This window comes from Polynucleobacter necessarius (genome assembly GCF_900095185.1).
In the GTDB taxonomy this organism is placed as follows: domain Bacteria; phylum Pseudomonadota; class Gammaproteobacteria; order Burkholderiales; family Burkholderiaceae; genus Polynucleobacter.
The window spans coordinates 1,527,104-1,548,092 of record NZ_LT606948.1 but is presented as its reverse complement, the minus strand read 5'-3'; the positions used below and the strand labels follow the sequence as shown (position 1 = coordinate 1,548,092).

18 protein-coding genes, 2 tRNA genes and 1 pseudogene are annotated in these 20,989 nt (G+C 45.7%); 20 read left to right on the top strand and 1 reads right to left on the bottom strand.

Features of this window, described 5'->3' with window-relative positions; genetic code table 11:
* Window positions 1-68: 68 nt before the first annotated feature.
* The 15 genes and pseudogenes from DXE31_RS12540 (at window position 69) to DXE31_RS08875 (ending at window position 12,466) form a co-directional block, all read left to right on the top strand.
* Window positions 69-1,166, top strand: a complete 1,098-nt coding sequence (locus DXE31_RS12540; protein ID WP_331852019.1) for a cation diffusion facilitator family transporter — start codon at window positions 69-71, stop codon at window positions 1,164-1,166.
* Window positions 1,154-1,612, top strand: a complete 459-nt coding sequence (locus tag DXE31_RS11745) for an alpha/beta hydrolase (RefSeq protein ID WP_231969501.1) — start codon at window positions 1,154-1,156, stop codon at window positions 1,610-1,612. Before DXE31_RS12540 ends, DXE31_RS11745 begins: the two co-directional genes overlap by 13 nt.
* A 104-nt stretch (window positions 1,613-1,716) precedes the next feature.
* Entirely contained in the window at window positions 1,717-3,747 is a 2,031-nt protein-coding gene (locus DXE31_RS08935; RefSeq protein WP_114698521.1) for a RelA/SpoT family protein, read from the top strand.
* Between the two features lie 21 nt (window positions 3,748-3,768).
* Window positions 3,769-3,845, top strand: a tRNA-Val gene (locus DXE31_RS08930).
* A 125-nt stretch (window positions 3,846-3,970) separates the two neighbouring features.
* Window positions 3,971-5,893, top strand: a complete 1,923-nt coding sequence (gene thrS, locus DXE31_RS08925; protein ID WP_114698520.1) for a threonine--tRNA ligase — start codon at window positions 3,971-3,973, stop codon at window positions 5,891-5,893.
* A gap of 57 nt (window positions 5,894-5,950) precedes the next feature.
* On the top strand, window positions 5,951-6,460 hold the full coding sequence (gene infC / locus DXE31_RS08920; protein ID WP_114698519.1) for a translation initiation factor IF-3: 510 nt from the start codon (window positions 5,951-5,953) through the stop codon (window positions 6,458-6,460).
* Window positions 6,461-6,600: 140 nt separating this feature from the next.
* Complete coding sequence (rpmI, locus tag DXE31_RS08915) at window positions 6,601-6,798, top strand: 50S ribosomal protein L35 (protein WP_114698518.1); 198 nt, start codon at window positions 6,601-6,603, stop codon at window positions 6,796-6,798.
* Window positions 6,799-6,823: 25 nt separating this feature from the next.
* Window positions 6,824-7,189 carry a 50S ribosomal protein L20 gene (gene rplT / locus DXE31_RS08910; protein WP_114698517.1) on the top strand — a complete coding sequence of 122 codons (366 nt, stop codon included), beginning with the start codon at window positions 6,824-6,826 and terminating at the stop codon, window positions 7,187-7,189.
* A 26-nt stretch (window positions 7,190-7,215) separates the two neighbouring features.
* A complete protein-coding gene (pheS, locus tag DXE31_RS08905) occupies window positions 7,216-8,262 on the top strand; it encodes a phenylalanine--tRNA ligase subunit alpha (RefSeq protein WP_114698516.1) in 1,047 nt (348 codons plus the stop codon).
* Between the two features lie 31 nt (window positions 8,263-8,293).
* On the top strand, window positions 8,294-10,750 hold the full coding sequence (pheT, locus tag DXE31_RS08900; protein WP_114698515.1) for a phenylalanine--tRNA ligase subunit beta: 2,457 nt from the start codon (window positions 8,294-8,296) through the stop codon (window positions 10,748-10,750).
* Window positions 10,751-10,799: 49 nt separating this feature from the next.
* A complete protein-coding gene (locus tag DXE31_RS08895) occupies window positions 10,800-11,123 on the top strand; it encodes an integration host factor subunit alpha (protein ID WP_114698514.1) in 324 nt (107 codons plus the stop codon).
* 9 nt (window positions 11,124-11,132) lie between these two features.
* Window positions 11,133-11,389 (top strand): annotated as a pseudogene (locus tag DXE31_RS08890) (MerR family transcriptional regulator); the annotation flags it as partial.
* 82 nt (window positions 11,390-11,471) lie between these two features.
* A tRNA-Pro gene (locus DXE31_RS08885) sits at window positions 11,472-11,548 on the top strand.
* A gap of 37 nt (window positions 11,549-11,585) precedes the next feature.
* Window positions 11,586-11,999 (top strand): PaaI family thioesterase, encoded by a 414-nt coding sequence (locus DXE31_RS08880; RefSeq protein WP_114698513.1) that lies wholly within the window; start codon window positions 11,586-11,588, stop codon window positions 11,997-11,999.
* Between the two features lie 182 nt (window positions 12,000-12,181).
* Window positions 12,182-12,466 carry an H-NS histone family protein gene (locus tag DXE31_RS08875; protein WP_114698512.1) on the top strand — a complete coding sequence of 95 codons (285 nt, stop codon included), beginning with the start codon at window positions 12,182-12,184 and terminating at the stop codon, window positions 12,464-12,466.
* Window positions 12,467-12,545: 79 nt separating this feature from the next.
* Here DXE31_RS08875 and DXE31_RS10660 read toward each other — a convergent pair whose 3' ends face one another.
* Window positions 12,546-12,686, bottom strand: coding sequence for a hypothetical protein (locus DXE31_RS10660; protein ID WP_197712223.1), 141 nt, complete (start codon window positions 12,684-12,686; stop codon window positions 12,546-12,548).
* 802 nt (window positions 12,687-13,488) lie between these two features.
* On the opposite strand from DXE31_RS10660, the gene DXE31_RS08865 reads away from it, so the two are divergent.
* From DXE31_RS08865 to DXE31_RS08845, 5 genes are read left to right on the top strand one after another with little or no spacing between them, the layout of a single operon-like run.
* Window positions 13,489-16,344 carry a 2-oxoglutarate dehydrogenase E1 component gene (locus DXE31_RS08865; protein ID WP_114698511.1) on the top strand — a complete coding sequence of 952 codons (2,856 nt, stop codon included), beginning with the start codon at window positions 13,489-13,491 and terminating at the stop codon, window positions 16,342-16,344.
* Between the two features lie 49 nt (window positions 16,345-16,393).
* The gene (gene odhB, locus DXE31_RS08860; RefSeq protein ID WP_114698510.1) at window positions 16,394-17,566 is read left to right on the top strand and encodes a 2-oxoglutarate dehydrogenase complex dihydrolipoyllysine-residue succinyltransferase; all 1,173 of its coding nucleotides are present in this window, start codon (window positions 16,394-16,396) and stop codon (window positions 17,564-17,566) included.
* A 12-nt stretch (window positions 17,567-17,578) separates the two neighbouring features.
* Window positions 17,579-19,015, top strand: a complete 1,437-nt coding sequence (gene lpdA / locus DXE31_RS08855) for a dihydrolipoyl dehydrogenase (RefSeq protein WP_114698509.1) — start codon at window positions 17,579-17,581, stop codon at window positions 19,013-19,015.
* Window positions 19,016-20,119 (top strand): cell division protein ZapE, encoded by a 1,104-nt coding sequence (gene zapE, locus DXE31_RS08850; protein ID WP_114698508.1) that lies wholly within the window; start codon window positions 19,016-19,018, stop codon window positions 20,117-20,119.
* A gap of 11 nt (window positions 20,120-20,130) precedes the next feature.
* Complete coding sequence (locus DXE31_RS08845) at window positions 20,131-20,985, top strand: 3',5'-nucleoside bisphosphate phosphatase (protein ID WP_114698507.1); 855 nt, start codon at window positions 20,131-20,133, stop codon at window positions 20,983-20,985.
* The last annotated feature ends 4 nt before the right edge of the window (window positions 20,986-20,989 follow it).

The following is a 20,989-nucleotide window of genomic DNA, read 5'->3' as shown; positions in this document are numbered from 1 at the left end:
CGCTCCATGCCCATAAAAAGGGCGCTGCAAAGCATACACATAGCAAGCAAGTCTCAAATCAGAACCTGTTGCTGATTGCTCTAGTCCTGACATTGGGGTTTTCTAGTGTTGAAGGTGCTGCCGCTTATTTTGCCAATTCCCTTGTGTTGATATCGGATGCCGGCCATATGGTGACCGATGCAGCAGCCCTGGGTTTAGCTTTATTGGCGCAAATTATTTCTCGTCGCCCACCATCACCAAAGCATTCTTTTGGATTTGGTCGCGCAGAGGATCTCGCTGCTTTTGTGAATAGTATTGCTATGCTTGCCTTGGTTATTTGGATTGTGGTTGAGGCAATTAGTCGCTTCTATGACCCTCACAAAGTCGATGGTCTTGCTGTAACTATTGTTGTTGCTATTGGCTTGGTCATGAATATCATTGTGGCCTGGGTACTCTCGCGTGACAAAAAGAGAGTGAACACTCGTGCTGCGTTAGTCCATGTAATGGGCGACTTACTCGGATCAATTGCATCCTTGATGGCCGGTGTGGCGATTCAATTGACTGGTTGGATGCCGATTGACGCAATCCTCTCAATACTGGTCTCGCTGTTGATTCTCAAATCCACTATTTCTATTCTTCGTGAGTCCTATCATTTCCTAATGGAGGGCATCCCACTCCATATTGAGATTGCCAAAATGCAAGAGTGGCCCGAGATTATGTCCAGAATTAATACCATGCTTCTCAACAAGCATGGTATTGATCACGTGACGTTACAGCCTGAAGAATATGGTGGAGTTCATGAACATACGCATGATGAAGAAAGTCATGATGAGCTACGTTCATTACTAGTGATACATCAAGGTGATACTTTCTTTGTTGATTGTGTTAGCGAAGACGTCTCTCATCGGATGGCTTATCACGCTTGGGGTAATCCAAATAATCCCAAAGTCTTGCTATGCGTTCATGGCTTAACCAGACGGGGTAGCCACTGTAAAACATTGGCTGAAGCGATGTGTAAAGACTATTACGTTGTATGCTCTGACGTAGTAGGGCGAGGTGACTCTGATCGCTTAGCAAATCCAATGCTGTACGCTGTTCCGCAATATGTATCTGATATGGCAGAGTTAATCCACAAGCTAGGTGTGGATCTCAGGTGGATTGGTTCGGTACATCTATGGGCGGTTTAATAGGCATGGTCTATGCCGCAATGCCAAACTCACCAATACGTCGAATGTTAATAAATGATGCTGGACCTAAGATTGAGCCTGAAGCTTTAAAACGCTTGGGTTCATACGACGTCGGGCAGCCATTCGCTTTTGCCGATCGTGCTGACGCGCTTAAACGTTTAAATGAGATTTGCGCCACTTTTGGAGAGTACACCACGCCGGAGGAGGCATGGGAAGTCTATAACGGCCCCATGCTTGTGCAGAAGGATGGCCAATGGATCATGCATTACGACCCTAATATTTCCGTTCCTTTTGCGTCAGTAAATTCCATCATGGCTAAAGCGGGAGAGATGGCTATGTGGCATGCCTGTAAGCAAATTCATATTCCGATGATAATCGGACGAGGCGGTAATTCTGACTTACTTTCGGCTGCTACCGTTGCAGAAATGTCTAAGGTTAATCCTTAGGCACGCAGTATTGAGATTCCAAATGTTGGGTCATGCTCCAGCTTTTGTTAAACAAGAGCAAATTGATTTGGCAAAAGAGTTCTTCAGCTACTTTTTAATTGCCAATGGCAAACACTCCCAGCAATTTAGATAAGACGCCATACATCATTGATGCTTGGTATGCTGAGCCAGCAGAATTGCATGCTGCTGGCGTACTGCATATTTTGCAATCCCTGAATCTTGATGAGGCAACATTGATAGCGGCGAGTAATATTGCTTGTACACATGGTAAAGAAGCGCTCATCAAGCTCATTGGCGATGAGCCAGCTAAATTACTTATTGGCTATCGTGGCTTACGTCAAGCGCAATCTAAACTAGTCCGCGCTGACGGTGGTTTAAGTGTTTCCGGTCAAGAGGAAATGTTGCGCAAAATGCTCCTAGCATTTGGTGATGATTTGCGGGTAGTTCTACTTTATCTCGCTTCTCGCTTGGAGACTCTACGCTGGATATCTCAAGAAAAAGTATCAATGCCAGTTGCTTGGGCGCAAGAAATTCTGAACATTGACGCCTCATTAGCAAATCGTTTGGGTATCTGGCAAATGAAATGGGAGATGGAGGACTTAGCGTTTCGCGCACTTTCACCGCAAATTTATCGCGACATCGTCAAAATGTTGGATGCTAAGCGAATTGAACGTCAAGGCTTTATTGAGCGAATTGTTTTACAGTTGCAGGAAGAATTAAAGACTGCACAAATCGATGGCGAAGTAATTGGGCGACCAAAGCACATCTACAGCATTTGGAAAAAGATGCAAGGCAAGTCACTAGACTTCGCCAATTTATACGATGTGCGCGCATTTCGTGTCTTGGTGTCAGACGTAAAATCTTGTTACACCGTTTTAGGCATTGTTCATAATGTCTGGCAGCCATTGTCAAGAGAATTTGATGACTACATTGCTCGGCCTAAGCCCAATGGATATCAGTCCTTACATACCGTAGTCATGAATGAGGACGGCACCGCTTTTGAAATTCAGGTACGTACGCATGAAATGCACCAGCAGGCAGAGTATGGTCTAGCAGCTCACTGGCGCTATAAAGAGGGTGCTTATGTGGGCATGGCCACACCACCGAATCCCACAAAGTTGAGTAAGCCAAATGTCAATCATCAACAGGGTACGCATAGCGCAGAGGTTGCTTACGAGAGACAGATTGCTTGGGCACGTCAACTCATCTCCTGGAAAGAAGACGCATGGGAGCAACTCAAACATCACGAGATTGATTGCCATATTTATGTCCTTACTCCATTAGGGAAGGTAATTTCTTTAGAGAAAGGTTCAACCCCAATCGATTTTGCCTACGCTGTACATACCAACTTAGGTCATCGCTGTAGAGGCGCCCGTCTAGACGGCGCTATGGTGCCGCTAGATACCGCATTAAAAAATGGCCAAACCGTAGAAATCATTGCTGTCAAGCATGGTGGGCCATCAAGAGATTGGATTAGCCCTGATAAACATTACGTTCGCTCACCAAGAGCTCGTCAGAGGGTGCGCGCTTGGTTTAATGCGCTCGATGATGAAGAGGCTGGTCAATCAAAAGCAGTAGATCAAAAAGCCGATGTCGGCGCAGAATTAAAAGTACCAACTACACCTGCTGAAATTGTTTTACGTCAAAGTAGTCAAAAAACGGGACGAAGCGGAGATGTGTTAGTTGTGGGTGTTGATTCATTACTCACACAACTAGCGCGCTGCTGCCGACCAGTTCCTCCTGATGCCATTTCGGGATTTGTGACGCAAGGAAGAGGAGTTTCAATTCATCGTCGTTCATGTAAAACGTTTAGGGGTCTATTGGAGAGAGCGCCAGAGCGTGTGATTCAAACAGCTTGGTCTGCCTCAGTTGCAGAGGCAACTGTCAATCCAGAGCAAAAACGGGTTTTTCCAGCTGACTTAGTTGTTACCGGCTTGGACCGACCTGAGTTAATGCGTGAGCTTTTTGAGATTCTGACCCGACAAGGTGTTCATGTCATCGACCTGCGAAAATCTGCCAAAAAAGGTCTTGCACAGATACTGTTTACTATTGAGATCAAAGATTCGGAAGTGCTCAGGATTGTGAAACACTGCCTAGAAGAGGTTAAGGGGGTCACCCATGTGCGCCGCCGATGATAAAATGGAAGCCTATATTATAGGCTCGTAGCTCAGCTGGTTAGAGCACCACCTTGACATGGTGGGGGTTGTTGGTTCGAGTCCAATCGAGCCTACCAATGAATAAGGCCCCAAAGGAACTCCGTTTGGAGAACCAAAGAGGCGCGGATGCCCCAAAGCTACCGCGCTTTCTTTTTGGGAAGAGCTGTACAGAATGTAGTTCGGTAAAGAAGATGGGGTCATCATGCTTGTAGTTACTCTGCCCGATGGATCAAAACGTGAGTTTGAGGCGCCAGTGCGCGTTGCGGATGTGGCTCAAAGTATCGGTAGTGGTCTTGCGAAGGCTGCCTTAGGCGGCATCGTAGATGGCAAGATGGTCGATACCAGTTTTGTGATCGATAAAGACAGTCAACTGGCCATGATTACTGATAAAAGTCCAGAAGCATTGGGGATTGTTCGGCACTCTACAGCGCATTTATTAGCTTATGCAGTTAAAGAATTATTTCCAGAAGCACAAGTGACGATTGGTCCAGTAGTAGAAAATGGTTTTTACTACGACTTCTCTTATCACCGTCCATTTACACCTGATGACTTGATCGCTCTCGACAAGAAAATGATTGAGCTCGCTAAAAAAGATGAGCCAGTCGTGCGTAGAGTTATGCCAAGAGATGACGCCGTGAAGTTATTTAAAGATCAAGGCGAAAATTACAAGGCAGAACTTATTGCGAGTATTCCGCATGGCGAAGATGTTTCGCTATACGCCGAAGGTAAGTTCACTGATTTATGCCGTGGTCCACATGTTCCGTCTACTGGAAAGCTGAAGGTATTTAAGCTCATGAAGCTTGCTGGGGCCTACTGGCGAGGTGATAGTAAGAATGAGATGCTGCAGCGTATATACGGTACTGCATGGTTGTGTAAAGAGGATCAAGATGCCTATTTGCATAGGCTCGAAGAATCCGAGAAGCGCGATCATCGCCGCCTTGGTAAGCAGCTTGATTTATTTCATTTTCAAGAAGAGGCGCCAGGATTAATTTTCTGGCATCCAAAAGGTTGGTCTATTTGGCAAGAGGTTGAGCAATGCATGCGTCGCGTGTATCAACAAGAAGGCTATCAAGAAGTGAAGGCGCCACAGATTTTGGATCGCGGTCTTTGGGAAAAATCGGGTCACTGGGAAAATTACAAAGAGACTATGTTCACGACCGAGTCGGAGAATCGTGCTTATGCATTAAAGCCGATGAATTGTCCTGGCCACGTACAAATTTATAACTCTGGTCTGCATAGTTATCGTGAATTGCCATTACGTTTTGGTGAGTTTGGTCAATGTCATCGTAACGAGCCATCAGGTGCACTGCATGGCTTAATGCGTGTGCGTGGTTTTACACAAGACGATGGCCATATTTTCTGTACTGAAGATCAAATTCAATCTGAAGTTGCTGCTTTTGATAAAGCGGTGCGTGCGGTATATCAAGATTTTGGCTTTGCTGAGGTGGCTGTGAAACTGGCCTTGCGCCCAGCCAAGCGAGTAGGCGATGATGCCATTTGGAATAAAGCAGAAGAGGCTCTCCGAGGGGCACTTAAGGTTTCTGGGCAAGAATGGGAAGAGTTGCCAGGTGAAGGTGCTTTTTATGGTCCCAAGATCGAATATCACCTAAAAGACTCCATTGAGCGAACTTGGCAGTGTGGAACTATTCAGGTGGATTTTTCAATGCCAGCGCGCTTGCGTGCGGAATATGTTGCTGAAGACAATAGCCGCAAGACCCCTGTGATGCTTCATAGGGCTATTGTGGGCTCCTTAGAGCGTTTTATCGGTATTTTGATCGAAAATCACGCTGGAAATATGCCTGTTTGGCTTGCTCCGATCCAGGCCGTAGTCCTCAATATCTCTGGAAATTCTGCTGCGTATGCACAAAAAGTGCAGCAATTGCTGAAAAAACAAGGGTTTAGAGTGGAAGCAGATTTGCGGAACGAGAAAATTACGTATAAAATACGCGAGCACGCATTACAGAAGATCCCATTTTTGCTTGTTGTAGGGGGTAAAGAATCTGAAAGTAATACGGTAGCCGTTCGTGCCCGTGGCGGAGTGGATTTAGGTGTAATGCCTCTAACTGCCTTCGTTGCCCGACTACAGCAGGATATATCCCAGAAAGTCGGACCCGAGTCTAGCTAGGGTTGGAACGGTTTTTATTGTTTTTTTAAAGGAATTAAGAAGATCGCTACTGAAAAATTGCAACGCATTAACCGGGAAATTACTGCTCCTGAAGTGCGTTTGATTGGAATGGATGGTGAGTCCATCGGTGTAGTTAAGTTGAGTGAAGCCTTGACTGCGGCAGAAGAGAAGGAAACCGATTTGGTTGAAATTGCTCCGACGGCTGTACCACCTGTTGTCCGGATCATGGACTTTGGCAAATTCAAATACCAAGAGGCTAAGCGGATGCATGAAGCAAAGCTGAAGCAAAAGGTAATTCAGGTGAAGGAAGTGAAATTCCGACTTGCTACTGATGATGGTGACTACGGTGTGAAGCTACGCAATCTAATCCGCTTTTTGGAAGATGGCGATAAGACAAAGATTACACTGCGGCTTCGGGGTCGTGAAATGGCCCACCAAGAAATCGGAGTCAGAATGTTGGAGCGTTTAAAGTTGGATCTTGCTGAGTACGGTCAAGTTGAACAGTTTCCAAAGATGGAGGGCCGCCAGATGGTGATGGTATTAGCCCCCATTCGTAAGGCTAAGTAACTAGGTTCTACCTAGTTCTTATGCAGGGAGACGATCTTAGTGAATAACTGAGAACGCTGGTAGTTTGAAGTGCTTCTGGGTACAGGAAGAGTAACCGTCGGTTACCACCTATGTTGCACAAGTAATTGAAGGGGTGCTTTATGCCCAAGATGAAGAGCAAGAGTAGCGCTAAAAAGCGCTTCACAGTTCGCGCAGGCGGAACGATTAAACGAGGTCAGGCATTCAAACGCCATATCCTCACTAAGAAGACCACAAAGAATAAGCGTCATTTACGTAGTTCCACAGAAGTTGCGAAGTCTGACGTGAAGTCAATTCGCTCCATGCTTCCTTACGCTTAACCTCAGACTAGATTAGGAGAATTCAATGTCAAGAGTCAAACGTGGGGTTACAGCAAGAGCCCGTCATAAAAAAATTATCGATGCCGCAACAGGTTACCGCGGTCGTCGTAAAAATGTATTCCGTATTGCTAAGCAAGCGGTTATGCGTGCTGGTCAGTATGCATACCGTGACCGTCGCAACAAGAAACGTGTATTCCGTGCTTTATGGATCGCGCGTATCAATGCAGCAGTTCGTCAGCATGATATGACCTATAGCGTATTTATGAATGGCATGAAGAAAGCTGCAATCGAACTCGATCGCAAAGTGCTTTCTGATATGGCCATTGCTGACAAAGCGGCTTTTGCTGCTTTGGTTGCGCGGATCAAATCCGTAGTAAACGCTGCAGCTTAATCTTAGTTTTTTTAAATTAAGCTGCGATGGTTTCTCTCGACCACATTGTCGAGGATGCGAAACGTGACTTCTCGAGAGCTGCCGATTCGGCAGCTCTCGAGGACGCGAAAGCCAAGTATCTCGGTAAGTCAGGTGTTCTCACTGAGCGTTTAAAAGCGCTCGGTGGAATGTCGCCTGAAGAGCGCAAGAGTGCTGGCGCCCAAATTAATCAAATCAAAACCCAAGTTGAGACTGCATTACAAGAGCGTCGCCAAGCGTTGGCAGATGCTGTGTTAATGCAGCGTCTTACAGCTGAGTCTATCGATGTTTCCTTGCCTGGCCGTGGTCAAACGGTAGGTAGTTTGCATCCTGTAATGCGTACCTGGGAGCGGGTTGAGGAGATATTCCGCTCAATTGGTTTTGATGTAGCAGATGGCCCTGAAATTGAAACCGATTGGTTTAATTTCACAGCCTTGAACAGCCCTGAAAATCATCCTGCACGTTCCATGCAGGATACCTTTTATGTTGATGGCAAAGATTCGCATGAAAAGCCTTTGTTATTGCGGACGCATACTAGCCCAATTCAAGTTCGTTATGCCAGTGAGCATGTCAAGAAATTCGCTAATGCTGATGTGATGCCGCCAATCAAAGTAATTGCCCCAGGTAGAACCTATCGCGTGGATAGTGATGCTACGCACTCACCCATGTTTCATCAAGTTGAAGGATTATGGATTGCTGAATCCGTCTCCTTTGCTGACTTGAAAGGCGTATATACCGATTTCTTGAAAACATTTTTTGAGACAAATGAATTACAAGTGCGGTTCCGCCCATCCTATTTCCCGTTTACCGAGCCTTCTGCTGAGATAGATATGGCCTTTGGTGGTGGCAAACTTGCTGGTCGTTGGTTGGAGATCTCTGGTGCGGGTCAAGTGCACCCGAATGTGCTACGCAATATGGGCATTGATCCAGAGCGTTACACTGGCTTTGCCTTTGGCTCTGGTCTAGAGCGCTTAACCATGTTGCGCTATGGAGTGGATGATTTACGACTATTTTTTGAAAATGATCTTCGTTTTTTAGCCCAGTTTCCTGCGTAACCAACACATCATTCGAATTTTATAAAGCGCTATGCAATTTTCTGAATCTTGGCTTCGTCAGTATGTAAACCCATCACTAGATAGTGATGCGCTTGGTCATGGAATGACAATGGCTGGTTTAGAGGTTGAGGCGCAGCACTCAGTTGCGCCGGCATTTACCAAGATTGTGATTGCGCAGATTTTGTCTGCAGAACAGCATCTAGATGCCGATCGTTTGCGCGTATGTAAAGTGGATGCAGGTACTGGTCAAGAATTGCAAATCGTCTGCGGTGCGCCAAATGCGCGTCCTGGAATTAAGATTCCATGCGCATTGGTTGGTGCTGAACTCCCTCCGGCAGAAGTTGGAGGTAAACCTTTTATGATCAAAGTAGGTAAATTGCGTGGCGTTGAAAGTCAGGGTATGTTGTGCTCTGGACGAGAGCTGGGTCTAGGTGATGATCACGAGGGTATTCTTGAGTTGCCTGCTGATGCACCTATTGGGCAAGATATCCGTGAATATTTAAATCTTGATGATCAAATTTTTGTCATCAAGCTAACGCCTAATAAAGCCGATTGCCTCTCATTGATTGGCATGGCAAGAGAAGTAGCTGCCATTACTGGCGCTCCACTTTGTGCACCTACGTGGACTCCACCTGCAGTTACCATTCAAGATAAGCGTAAAGTGACTGTCGAGAGTATTGATCTCTGTGGCCGCTTTGCGGGTCGCATTATCCGTGGTGTTAACCCTCAAGCTAAAACTCCAGATTGGATTCTTAAGCGTTTATGTAATGCTGGTCAAAGCAGTGTTTCTGTTCTAGTGGATCTTTCTCACTACGTCATGTTAGAAATGGGGCAACCAACACACATATTTGATATTGACAAATTGAACGGTGATATCGTCGTTCGTTGGGCCCAAGAAGGCGAAACACTTGAGTTATTGAATGGTCAAACAGTAACTTTGCGAGGTTTAGACACGGCTGGTAAGTTGCAAGATGCGGGGGTAGTTGCCGATCAGAATGGTCCTGTGGCATTAGCTGGCATTATGGGCGGAAATCATTGTGCAGTGTCTGATGATACGAAAAATATCTTTGTGGAAGCGGCTTATTGGCTGCCTTCTGCAATTCAGGGTCGTGCCCGTCGCTTTAATTTCAGTACTGATGCTGCACATCGCTTTGAGCGGGGTGTAGATCCACAACATACCGTTAATTGCTTGGAATATCTTAGCGCTTTGATTATTGAGGTCTGCGGAGGTCAGGCTGGACCAGTAGATGATCAAATCCTCAATATTCCGGCTCGTAAACCAGTGAATATGCGTTTGGGTAGAGCAGAAAAAGTAATTGGTGTTCCGCTGACCAATGAAATTGTTGTTGATGGCTTTAAACGCCTTGGGTTCGAATTTGAACAAGAGGGCGATGTATTCACAGTAACCCCACCAAGCTATCGTTTTGACATCGAAATCGAAGCAGATTTGATTGAAGAAGTGGCGCGGATGTATGGCTTCGAAAATATTCCAGATCAACCGCCAGTTGCTTCGTTAAAAATGAGCGCAAAAGCAGAAGCAAAACGCGGCATTCATTTGTTGCGTCAGCGTTTTGCCTTGCAAGGCTATCAAGAGGCAGTGAACTTTGGTTTCACCGATCTGGAGGGGGAGCAACGTCTCGCCGGTGCAAAAGAGCAGGATCTGATTAAGGTTCTCAACCCAATTGCTAGTCAGTACGGCGTCATGCGCGGCAACCTATGGGGCGGCTTACTTGGTAATTTGAAGGCGAATTTAAATCGTGGAGCAGGGCGTGTACGCTTATTCGAGGCTGGGCGCGTATTTAAGCGTGATGCAGATGCATCTGAAGAGGCTGGTAAGGTTGCTGGTTTTCATCAACCCCAAAAGATTGGGGGATTGGCTTACGGTTTGTTTGTGCCAGAGCAATGGACTAATGTAAACCGCGCAGTTGATTTCTTTGATGTGAAGGGTGATCTCGAGCGTGTTTTAGATCCGCTACATTTTGTGACTGACGCCGCTCAACATCCAGCGCTTCATCCTGGTCGATCTGCCCAAGTGATTCTGAAAGCAGAAAAAAATAATATTGCAATCGGTTGGATTGGAGAATTGCATCCTGGTTTGCAGCAAGCCTATGAATTGCCTCAAGCACCTGTTTTATTTGAGTTAGATTTAGAACCAATTCGTGAGTTAGGTCTTCCTGTGTCTGAGGAGTTAAGTAAATTCCCCGCGGTGCAACGTGATTTAGCTCTGGTGGTGAAGCAAAATGTTTCTGCACAATCTCTGTTGGATGTAATGGCGGCAAGCAAGCAGAGCTTTGTACGTAATATCGAACTGTTTGATGAATTCAAATCCAGGGCAGGATCAAGCGCTATGGCTGATGATGAGAAGAGTCTGGCATTCCGTGTGACCCTCTTGAATACGCAAGAAACATTGCAGGATGCCCAAATTGATGCAGTAATGACTGCTTTATTGGCTGCCGTTGAGAAAAAGTGCGCAGCTCGCCTGCGCTAGGTTTAGTATTAGATATAAATCAAATAAATAGTTACAGAAGAGACTTGCAATGACTGAATTGATTTCTAATGACACCGTTACTAAAAATGAGTTATCTGAAGCTCTGTTTGATCGGGTTGGCCTGAATAAGCGTGAAGCCAAAGATATGATTGATGCTTTTTTTGATCGTATTGGCCAGTCTCTGAAGTCTGGATTCGAGGTGAAGATTTCTGGTTTTGGTACTTTCCAGTTGCGTAATAAATCGGCTCGTCCTGGCCGAAATCTAAAGACAGGTCAAATGATTCCGATTGCAGCTCGACGTGTGGTGACATTTCATGCCAGTCAAAAGCTTAAAGATGTAGTGGAGTCATATGCTCGAGAAAACCGAGTTTGATGCTAGCTTCTGAGCTCTCAACTTCTGCCAAACCCACCCAAACGCTACTTCACCATTGGTGAGGTAGCTGATCTATGTGGTGTGCGCTCACACGTTTTGTGCGTTATTGGGAGCAGGAGCTCTCTCAGCTGAGCCCTCAGAAAAGACGCAGCAACCGCCGCTACTATCAGCATCACGAGGTAGTTTTAATACGCAAAATTTGCTCTCTTTTATACGAAGAGGGCTTTACCATCAGCGGGGCTCGAAACCGTCTCGAGGAAGCGCGTGGCAATCTACGTCTGCGCGATGAATTGCAGGCTGTTCTGCAGATTCTCTCCAAATAGTTACTGATACAATTTTGTCTTTCGTCGGGGCGTAGCGCAGACTGGTAGCGTACATGCATGGGGTGCATGTGGTCGGAGGTTCAAATCCTCTCGCCCCGACCATTCAAAACCCCCTGGTAATACTCACATCTCTTATTCCATGACAAGTACTGACAAATCAATTGAATATTTTGGCCTCAAGATTCCTTTTTTAGCGCATTTGGGTGTTGTCCCAGAATATGCAAAAGATGGCAAGTCTCGCATTAGACTTGAAATCAGACCCGAATATGAGAATAGCTTTGGTATTGCTCATGGAGGCGTCATCATGACCCTATTGGATTTCGCGATGGGTGCTGCTGCCAGAAGCACAGCTGATGTCCCGTTGGGGGCTATGACGATCGGTATGACGGTGAGCTTCTTGCGTCCAAGTATCGGCAAAATTGCAGTTGAGGGTAGTATTTTGAAGCCAGGAAAAACCATTAACTATTGCGAGGCCATAGTTTTAAATGAATCCGGGGAGCTAACCGCTAAATCTAGTGGGACTTTTATGTTGAGAAAATTGAATGCACCTTAAATAAGCATTATATTTATAAAGATTATGTATTTAATGTAGTTAATATATATAGATTAATTAAAAAAGGTTAATATCCAGATCCAATATATTGCTTGAAATATTAAGTTATATATAATAACCTGCCAATATGTTATATAAATGACGTATTTATAACAACTTAATATTCCGAGAGTGAAAACAATATGCCTTCTTATAAAGAGCTTGCAGCCCAACGCGAGCAGTTGGATAAACAGATTAAAGAAGCAATTGCCCACGAAAAGGCTGACGGAATCGCCAAGGCAAAATTCATTATTGAGCAATATCACCTTACTGCAGCAGATTTATTTAGCCGTAAAGCAGGAACTAAAAGTACTGGCGGTAAAGTGGCGCCCAAGTATCGCAATCCATCAACTGGTGAAACTTGGACAGGACGCGGTAAAGCTCCCAAGTGGATCGAAGGCAGAGATCGAAGCAACTATTTGATCTAACCCTCATTTAACTCTGTTTTATCAACAAAGTCGCTCAATAGCGGCAATTTTGATATCCCAAGAGTGCTTTAATTCAAATTTATGCCCATTTTCTGGCTAAAGCCTCAACAAAGAGTGGCTCTAGTAGGTCATGGCGTTTGCCATTGGGCCAAGCATCCTCAGAATCAGGGCTGGTTGCAGGGTAGCCAATAATTAAAGGGTTTAAATCAATTATTTTCATCAACCAGCGCAACTATCCCAGGGTAAAACTTAATAAAACCCTCATCTACTAGTATAGGAATATGATGTGTTTCCTTGTTTCTGCTCAAATAATGAATGAGGTGAACTTGCGCTACTGGAGGAATGAGGGCATCTAAAAAGATCAGATCAGGTGCTATTGACACTGCGTTCATTAGCACCCTTAAGGCTGTCTACTGCCATTTCCATATCTACCTTAAGTGCCAATCGGCGATAGATTCGATTAATTCCTGGTCATTTTCAGACCTTCTAAATATGCCAATAGCCACACAGTTCTGGGTAGTCTTTTGTCTCATTGCCCTCTTTCTGCGCTGTAATTGCTGCTCCAAAGAGCTGGCCAATATTCGCCGATGACCTCCGCGGGTTTTCCAAGCGATTAACTCGTCTCACTCAACCATTTTTTGAACGGTGCCCAAGGAAACCTGCAGAATCTTGGCGCTTTGACGAGTACTGAGATATTCTGTTTCGGGGGTAATTGATTTCATATTTCCCTTAATTTCATTTAAGGGTTTGAAGATTTAGAGAATAAAAATCAAAATCATTTGAATCTGTCGGCATACCTTTAAAGCGGGGTAGGCAAGTTCTTATTCATGCTCCCCGAGTAGGGAGATACCCCCGAAAACCCCAAAATCAGGGAAAGCCCTTTATCTATCAATGGCCATTCGTGTTAAATTACTGTTGTAGTAACAGTATTTGCACAGATCAATCCGTAAATCGGTACAGCCGTGGAGCGGATGGTTTTAACCACAGTTTTTATTCGGGAAACCCGATGAAAGGTGAGCATCATGATGCAGGACCAAAGAGATAATTCGTATCTCTTTGGCGGAAACGCCCCCTATATAGAAGAACTCTACGAATCTTACTTGCACGATTCAGCTTCTGTTGCTGATCATTGGCGAGATTATTTCGACAGCCTGAAACAGGCTCCTGCGGTTGATGGCTCATCAGGAACGGATATTGCGCATGGACCCAATGTTGCCTCTTTTGCTGAGCGCGCCAAGCAAGGCCCCATCAGAACGATTTCTGATTTGGCTGACTCTGAGATGGGTCGCAAACGGGTTGCTGTTCAGCAATTAATTGCTGCTTACCGTAACGTTGGCAACCGCTGGGCAAATTTAGATCCATTGAAACGTACAGGGTGTCAGGACATTCCTGAGTTGGATCCGGCTTTTTATGGCTTTACTGATGGCGATATGGATATCGCCTTCAATACCAGTAATACATTCTTTGGTAAGAACGAAATGTCTTTGCGCGATTTGCTGCAAGCATTGCGTGAAACTTATTGCGGGACAATTGGCGCAGAATATATGTTCATCGCCGATCAAAAGATTAAGAAATGGTGGCAAGAGAAGTTAGAGTCCATCCGTTCAAGACCCGCATTTAACGTTGAGAAAAAACGTCAAATTCTAGATCGCGTGACAGCTGCTGAGGGCTTAGAACGCTATCTTCAAGCGAAGTACGTTGGTCAAAAACGCTTCTCCTTAGAGGGGGGCGAAAGTTTTATAGCTTGCATGGATGAAGTAATTCATCAGGCGGGTGCTAAAGGCGTTCAGGAGATCGTCATTGGTATGGCTCACCGCGGTCGATTAAATGTTTTAGTAAATACTTTAGGAAAAATGCCGAAAGATTTATTTGCAGAGTTTGAGCACAAAGGCCCTGAAACTCTGCCTGCTGGTGACGTGAAGTATCACCAAGGTTTTTCTAGCGATATTTCTACTCCTAGTGGCCCGGTTCATGTGTCCTTAGCATTTAATCCTTCCCATTTAGAAATTGTGAATCCGGTAGTGGAAGGTTCTGCGCGTGCTCGTATGGATCGTCGCGGGGATGTTTTGGGTCAACAGGTTTTACCTGTTCTTGTTCATGGCGATGCTGCGATTGCTGGTCAGGGTGTGATGCAAGAAACCTTGGCTATGGCTGAGGTTAGGGGTTATTCGACAGGTGGCACTTTGCACATTGTGATCAATAACCAAATTGGCTTTACGACATCCGACCCACGCGATTTGCGTTCGAGCTTGTACTGTACAGATATCATGAAAATCATCGATGCGCCAGTACTGCATGTAAATGGTGATGATCCAGAGGCCGTTGTGTTAGTCACTCAGTTGGCAATTGAATTTTGCTCTCAGTTCCACAAAGATGTGGCCATTGATATTGTTTGTTTTAGAAGGTTGGGTCATAACGAGCAAGACACTCCATCGATGACTCAACCTTTGATGTACAAAATCATCGCTGCCCATCCTGGCACACGCAAGCTCTATGCTGACAAGTTAGAGACTGAGAAGTCATTGCCCGCTGGAACTGGCGATGAAATGGTCAAGGCCTACAGAGCCGCAATGGACGCAGGTATCCAGACTTCAGATCCGGTGCTCAGTAACTACAAGGGCAAGTTTGCAGTTGATTGGTCCCCATTCCTGAATAAGAAATGGACAGATGAGGCAGATACAGCCATACCTTTGGCTGAATGGAAACGCCTTGCCGCACGGATCTCTACTCCCCGTGATGGCTTTAAAGTTCACCCATTGGTTGAAAAGGTCTTGAATGACCGTGCCGCCATGGGTCGCGGAGAAGTCAATGTTGACTGGGGTATGGGCGAGCATATGGCTTTTGCATCCCTACTTGCTAGTGGATATCCTGTAAGGCTATCAGGTGAAGACAGTGGTCGCGGAACTTTTACGCATCGTCACGCAGTTCTCCATAACCAAAATCGTGAAAAGTGGGATACCGGAATTTACATTCCATTGCGCCATGTTGCTAAGGATCAAGCGCCATTCTTAGTGATTGACTCGATTCTCTCCGAAGAAGCGGTTCTGGGTTTTGAATATGGCTATGCTTCTGTAGAGCCAAATACATTAACTATTTGGGAGGCGCAGTTCGGCGATTTTGCCAATGGTGCCCAGGTAGTTATTGATCAATTCATTGCCTCAGGTGAAGTGAAGTGGGGTCGCGCTAATGGATTGGTGATGATGTTGCCTCACGGATACGAAGGTCAGGGTCCAGAGCACTCTTCAGCACGTTTGGAGCGCTTCATGCAGTTATGTGCAGATACCAATATGCAAGTCATTCAGCCGACCTCTGCCTCACAGATCTTTCACGTTCTGCGTCGTCAAATGATTCGTCAGTTCCGTAAGCCGTTAATTTTGATGACACCGAAATCCTTGCTTCGTAACAAAGAAGCGGCATCCCCTCTATCTGAGTTTACTAAGGGTGGATTCAAGACGGTATTAGGTGAACGTGATGAATTAATTGATGCTGGCCAAGTTACTCGACTTGTAATGTGCTCTGGTAAGGTCTATTACGACTTGGTAAAACAACGCACCGAGAAGAAGATTGGCGATCTTGCCATCATTCGCTTGGAGCAGTTGTATCCGTTCCCACACAAAGCATTAACTGCCGAATTGAAAAAATATCCAAAACTGGAAGAGATTGTTTGGTGTCAAGACGAACCACAAAACCAAGGTGCCTGGTTCTTTGTGCAGCACAACATCTTGGAAAACATGTCTGAAGGTATGAAGTTGGGCTATGCAGGGCGCCCCGCATCAGCCTCTCCAGCTTGCGGTTATGCACATCTCCACCAAGAGCAGCAGAAATCATTGCTCAATGGGGCATTCGCCAAATTAAAAGGTTATGTGATCACGAAATAATCGTATTCATTACTAAAACACATACATATATAAATAAACAGGATTGATCATGGCTATTTTCGAAGTTAAAGTTCCACAACTCTCTGAGTCAGTTGCCGAAGCAACTTTATTGCAGTGGAAGAAGAAAGTTGGTGACGCTGTTGGTCAAGACGAGATCTTGATCGAAATCGAAACAGATAAAGTGGTTCTTGAAGTTCCAGCACCTTCTGCCGGTGTTTTGACAGAAATTGTTGTTGCTGATGGCGGTACTGTACTTGCTGAACAGTTGATTGCAAAGATTGATAGCATCGCTGTTGCAGCCCCAGCCGCTGCAACTGCTCCGGCAGCTACCCCAGCTGCTCAGTCAGCAAGGGCCGCCGCCGCACCTTCTGCTGCAAAAATTCTGGCAGAAAAAAATATCGATGCTGGCCAAGTTGCCGGTTCTGGCCGTGATGGCCGTATTACCAAAGGGGACGCATTAAATGCCTCTGCAGGCAGCACTAAGGCAGCTGCCTTACCAAGCGCTCCAGTTCCAACAGGCGCTCGTCCTGAAGAGCGTGTGCCAATGAGTCGCTTGCGTGCTCGTATCGCTGAGCGCTTGCTCGAATCACAAGCAAACAACGCAATCTTGACTACATTTAACGAAGTTAATATGGCGCCAGTCATTGCTATGCGCAATAAATACAAAGATCAATTTGAAAAAGTTCATGGAGTGAAGTTAGGCTTTATGTCTTTCTTCGTAAAAGCTGCGACCCACGCTTTGAAGAAATTCTCGCTCTTAAATGCATCTGTTGACGGCAATGACATTGTTTACCATGGCTACTTTGACATTGGTATTGCTGTTAGCTCGCCACGTGGCTTGGTCGTTCCAATTCTGCGTGATGTAGGCCAAATGAATTTAGCTGACATCGAGAAAAAGATTGCTGAGTTTGGCGTTAAGGCGCGCGAAGGTAAGCTATCAATTGAAGAGTTGACTGGTGGCACATTCTCCATCTCTAATGGAGGCGTATTTGGCTCGATGCTTTCCACGCCAATCATCAACCCACCGCAATCTGCCATTTTGGGCATTCATGCGACTAAAGACCGCGCAGTGGTAGAAAACGGTCAAGTGGTTGTTCGCCCAATCAACTATTTGGCTTTGTCATACGATCACCGCATCATCGACGGCCGCGAGGCTGTACTTGGTTTGGTTGCCATGAAGGATGCCTTAGAAGATCCTTCACGTCTTCTCTTAGATTTGTAAGAAGGGAAGATCATGAGTCAAGCTTTTGATGTAGTTGTGATTGGTGGTGGACCTGGAGGCTATATTGCCGCAATTCGTGCAGCGCAACTCGACTTCAAAGTTGCCTGTGCAGAATCGAATGCCTATGATGATCCTAAGGGCGAGCCTCGTTTAGGCGGCACCTGTTTGAATGTTGGTTGCATTCCTTCAAAGGCGCTTTTAGCATCATCTGAAGAGTTTGAGAAGATTAATCATCACGCAGCTGACCACGGTATTAAAGTGGGAACAGTTAGCATTGACTCTAAAAAAATGGTCGCTCGTAAAGATGACATCGTTACCAAGATGACTGGCGGCATCCAGTACCTGTTCCGCAAGAATAAAATTACCCTCTTAAAAGGTCATGCCTCATTCGAAGGAAAGGGAGCTGATGGTTACCAAGTAAAGGTTGATGGCAAAGACAAAACTACGGTTACTGCAAAGAACGTCATAATTGCAACCGGTTCTAAAGCGCGTCACATTCCTGGTATCTCTGTTGACAATGTCTTGATCTGCGATAACGAAGGCGCACTCAAGTTTGATTCCGCTCCGAAGAAATTAGGAGTCATCGGCGCTGGTGTAATTGGCTTAGAGCTGGGTTCTGTATGGCGCAGGGTTGGTGCTGAGGTTACCGTGCTTGAGGCAATGCCATCGTTCTTAGTTGCTTGTGATGTCAGCATTGCTAAAGAAGCGCAAAAACTATTTGCTAAGCAGGGTCTAAGTATTAACACAGGCGTCAAGATTGGCGATGTCAAAGTAGAGAAGAAAGATATAGTTGTTAACTACACTGATAGTGCTGGTAAAGTAGCCAAATTGGAGTGTGATCGCTTAATTGTCTCTGTTGGTCGTGTGCCAAATACGGACAAATTAGGTCTAGATAAGATTGGTCTCAAAGTAGATGAGCGCGGTTTTATCCCGATTGATGACCATACTTGCGCAACTTCAGCGCCAGGCGTATATGCGGTTGGTGACGTTGTACGCGGACCTATGTTGGCCCATAAGGCTGAAGATGAGGGCGTCTTGGTTGCTGAAGTTATTGCGGGCCAAAAACCCCACATTGATTACAACTGCATTCCATGGGTGATCTATACCGATCCAGAGATCGCTTGGGTTGGTAAAACAGAGCAAGCTGTGAAAGAAGCCGGTATTGCTTATAAAGCAGGCCAGTTCCCATTTGCTGCAAATGGTCGTGCCTTAGGCATGGGCCGCGCTGATGGATTCATCAAAGTATTGGCTGATGCAAAGACTGATGAAATTTTAGGTGTTCACATCATCGGCGCCAATGCATCCGACTTAATTGCTGAAGCAGCAGTAGCAATGGAATTTAAAGCGGCAGCAGAAGATATTGCACGTATCTGTCATGCGCATCCTAGTTTGTCTGAAGTGATGCGCGAGGCAGCGTTGGCGACAGACTCGCGTGCATTAAATATGTAATTGAAAACCATTGAGTTTTACCAACAAGCGTTAAAGACGCGCGGGTATCAAAGCGATCCCGCGCAACTTCTTGCTGTAGCGCGTCTTCAACAATGCGAAAATGAGTGGATTGCTTACAAAGACATTCGCAGTAGTAAGCTGAAAAAAAAGCTTTTTAAACCAACTCTTCCTCGGGGATTGTATTTATGGGGTGGTGTGGGTCGTGGTAAGTCTTTCTTGATGGACTGCTTTTATGCTGCCTCACCACTCGAAAAAAAGATTCGGATTCATTTTCATGGGTTCATGCGTGAAGTGCATCGCGAACTTCATGAACTTTCAGGCTTAGCGGATCCACTAGATGAACTCGCCAAGCGAATCGCCGATCGTTATCGCTTAATTTGTTTTGATGAGTTCCATATCAATGACATCGCGGATGCGATGATTCTATACCGCTTGCTCAGCGCACTTTTTGCTGATCGTGTGCAGTTTGTAATGACATCAAACTACCGCCCAGATCAGTTATACCCAAATGGTTTACATCGTGATCGATTATTACCGGCGATCAAATTGCTAGAAGAGAAGCTTGATGTATTAAATGTGGATGCTGGCAATGATTATCGCCGCGTCCAAATGGCGCGAGTAGAGGCTTATCTCGCGCCAGTGAATGCAGAAACACAAACTGTCCTGGGGCAAATGTTCAAAACATTAATTGGCAATCAAAAAGAAACCCCTCAACCTGTTTTATATATTGAGTCCCGAGAGTTACGACCGTTGCATATGGCCGATGGTGTAGTTTGGTTTGATTTCAAAACGCTCTGTTGTGGACCTCGCTCACAAAATGATTATTTGGAGCTTGCCAATCAGTTTCATGCGGTAATTTTGTCAGGCGTTCCTTATATGCCCCCAAGGATGACTAATGAGGCACGCCGTTTTATTTGGCTAATAGACGTCTTATACGACCATAAAATTAAGCTCATTATGTCTGCTGAGGTACCGGCTCCGGATTTATATACCGAGGGTCAAATTACCGCAGAATTCGCACGAACCGTGTCCCGCTTGATCGAAATGCAGTCTCGTGACTACCTAGATGCGCCGCGCCGGGTAATTGATACCAGCTTGACCTAAAATAGAGGGCCATGAGCATCTTGCCCACCCTAAATGCCGATTTGCATTGCCACTCAGTTGTTTCTGATGGAACTTTCACGCCTGAAGCATTGGCTGAACGCGCTAAAGCCAATGGAGTGCATTTATGGGCGCTCACTGATCATGATGAGTTAGGCGGTCAGAAGCATGCTCGTGAGGCTGCTAGTGCATTAAATTTAGATTATCTTGCCGGCGTAGAAATTTCGGTAACCTGGATGGGTGAAACTATTCATATCGTCGGCCTCGGAATCGATGCAGAGCATGTTGGAATTATTGAGGGCTTGCGTCGCACGCGTGAGGGCCGCGGGAATCGCGCGCAACTCATGGCGGATCAATTGGCCAAAGTCGGTATTTATGGAGCATATGAGGGTGCACTTCATTGTGCTGGCAACCATCAATTGATTTCAAGAACGCACTTTGCGCGTTATTTAGTAGAGCAGGGAGTGTGCCGCAATACTGAGCACGTATTTAAAAACTATTTAATTGAAGGCAAGCCAGGATATGTGCCCCATCAATGGGCTAGTCTCGATGATGCAGTGGCATGGATCAAGGCATCTGGAGGAGTAGCTGTAATTGCACATCCTGGCCGCTACAGCCGGCTTAATGCGATGCAAATGGATGATGAACTTTATAAGCGCTTTAAAGATCTCGGTGGCTTAGCGATTGAGGTAGTCACTGGCAGCCATAGCCCCGATCAATACAAAACATACGCCAAGATTGCTGAGCAATACGGCTTTTTGGCCTCGCGTGGATCAGACTTTCACGACCCCAATGAGAGCCATATCGATTTAGGCAATTTGCCACTATTACCAGATCATCTCACTCCTGTTTGGTCTGCCTTTCATTAAAAAT

Bases quoted from the DNA above. Each gene is read 5' to 3' on its own strand.
- lpdA (WP_114698509.1), top strand. From the start codon at position 17,579: ATGAGTCAAGCTTTTGATGTAGTTGTGATTGGTGGTGGACCTGGAGGC.
- rpmI (WP_114698518.1), top strand. From the start codon at position 6,601: ATGCCCAAGATGAAGAGCAAGAGTAGCGCTAAAAAGCGCTTCACAGTT.
- DXE31_RS10660 (WP_197712223.1), bottom strand. From the start codon at position 12,686: ATGAAAATAATTGATTTAAACCCTTTAATTATTGGCTACCCTGCAACC.
- odhB (WP_114698510.1), top strand. From the start codon at position 16,394: ATGGCTATTTTCGAAGTTAAAGTTCCACAACTCTCTGAGTCAGTTGCC.
- DXE31_RS08935 (WP_114698521.1), top strand. From the start codon at position 1,717: ATGGCAAACACTCCCAGCAATTTAGATAAGACGCCATACATCATTGAT.
- DXE31_RS11745 (WP_231969501.1), top strand. From the start codon at position 1,154: ATGGGCGGTTTAATAGGCATGGTCTATGCCGCAATGCCAAACTCACCA.
- DXE31_RS08880 (WP_114698513.1), top strand. From the start codon at position 11,586: ATGACAAGTACTGACAAATCAATTGAATATTTTGGCCTCAAGATTCCT.
- pheT (WP_114698515.1), top strand. From the start codon at position 8,294: ATGCAATTTTCTGAATCTTGGCTTCGTCAGTATGTAAACCCATCACTA.
- DXE31_RS08895 (WP_114698514.1), top strand. From the start codon at position 10,800: ATGACTGAATTGATTTCTAATGACACCGTTACTAAAAATGAGTTATCT.
- DXE31_RS08845 (WP_114698507.1), top strand. From the start codon at position 20,131: ATGAGCATCTTGCCCACCCTAAATGCCGATTTGCATTGCCACTCAGTT.
- DXE31_RS08875 (WP_114698512.1), top strand. From the start codon at position 12,182: ATGCCTTCTTATAAAGAGCTTGCAGCCCAACGCGAGCAGTTGGATAAA.
- DXE31_RS08865 (WP_114698511.1), top strand. From the start codon at position 13,489: ATGATGCAGGACCAAAGAGATAATTCGTATCTCTTTGGCGGAAACGCC.
- rplT (WP_114698517.1), top strand. From the start codon at position 6,824: ATGTCAAGAGTCAAACGTGGGGTTACAGCAAGAGCCCGTCATAAAAAA.
- pheS (WP_114698516.1), top strand. From the start codon at position 7,216: ATGGTTTCTCTCGACCACATTGTCGAGGATGCGAAACGTGACTTCTCG.
- thrS (WP_114698520.1), top strand. From the start codon at position 3,971: ATGCTTGTAGTTACTCTGCCCGATGGATCAAAACGTGAGTTTGAGGCG.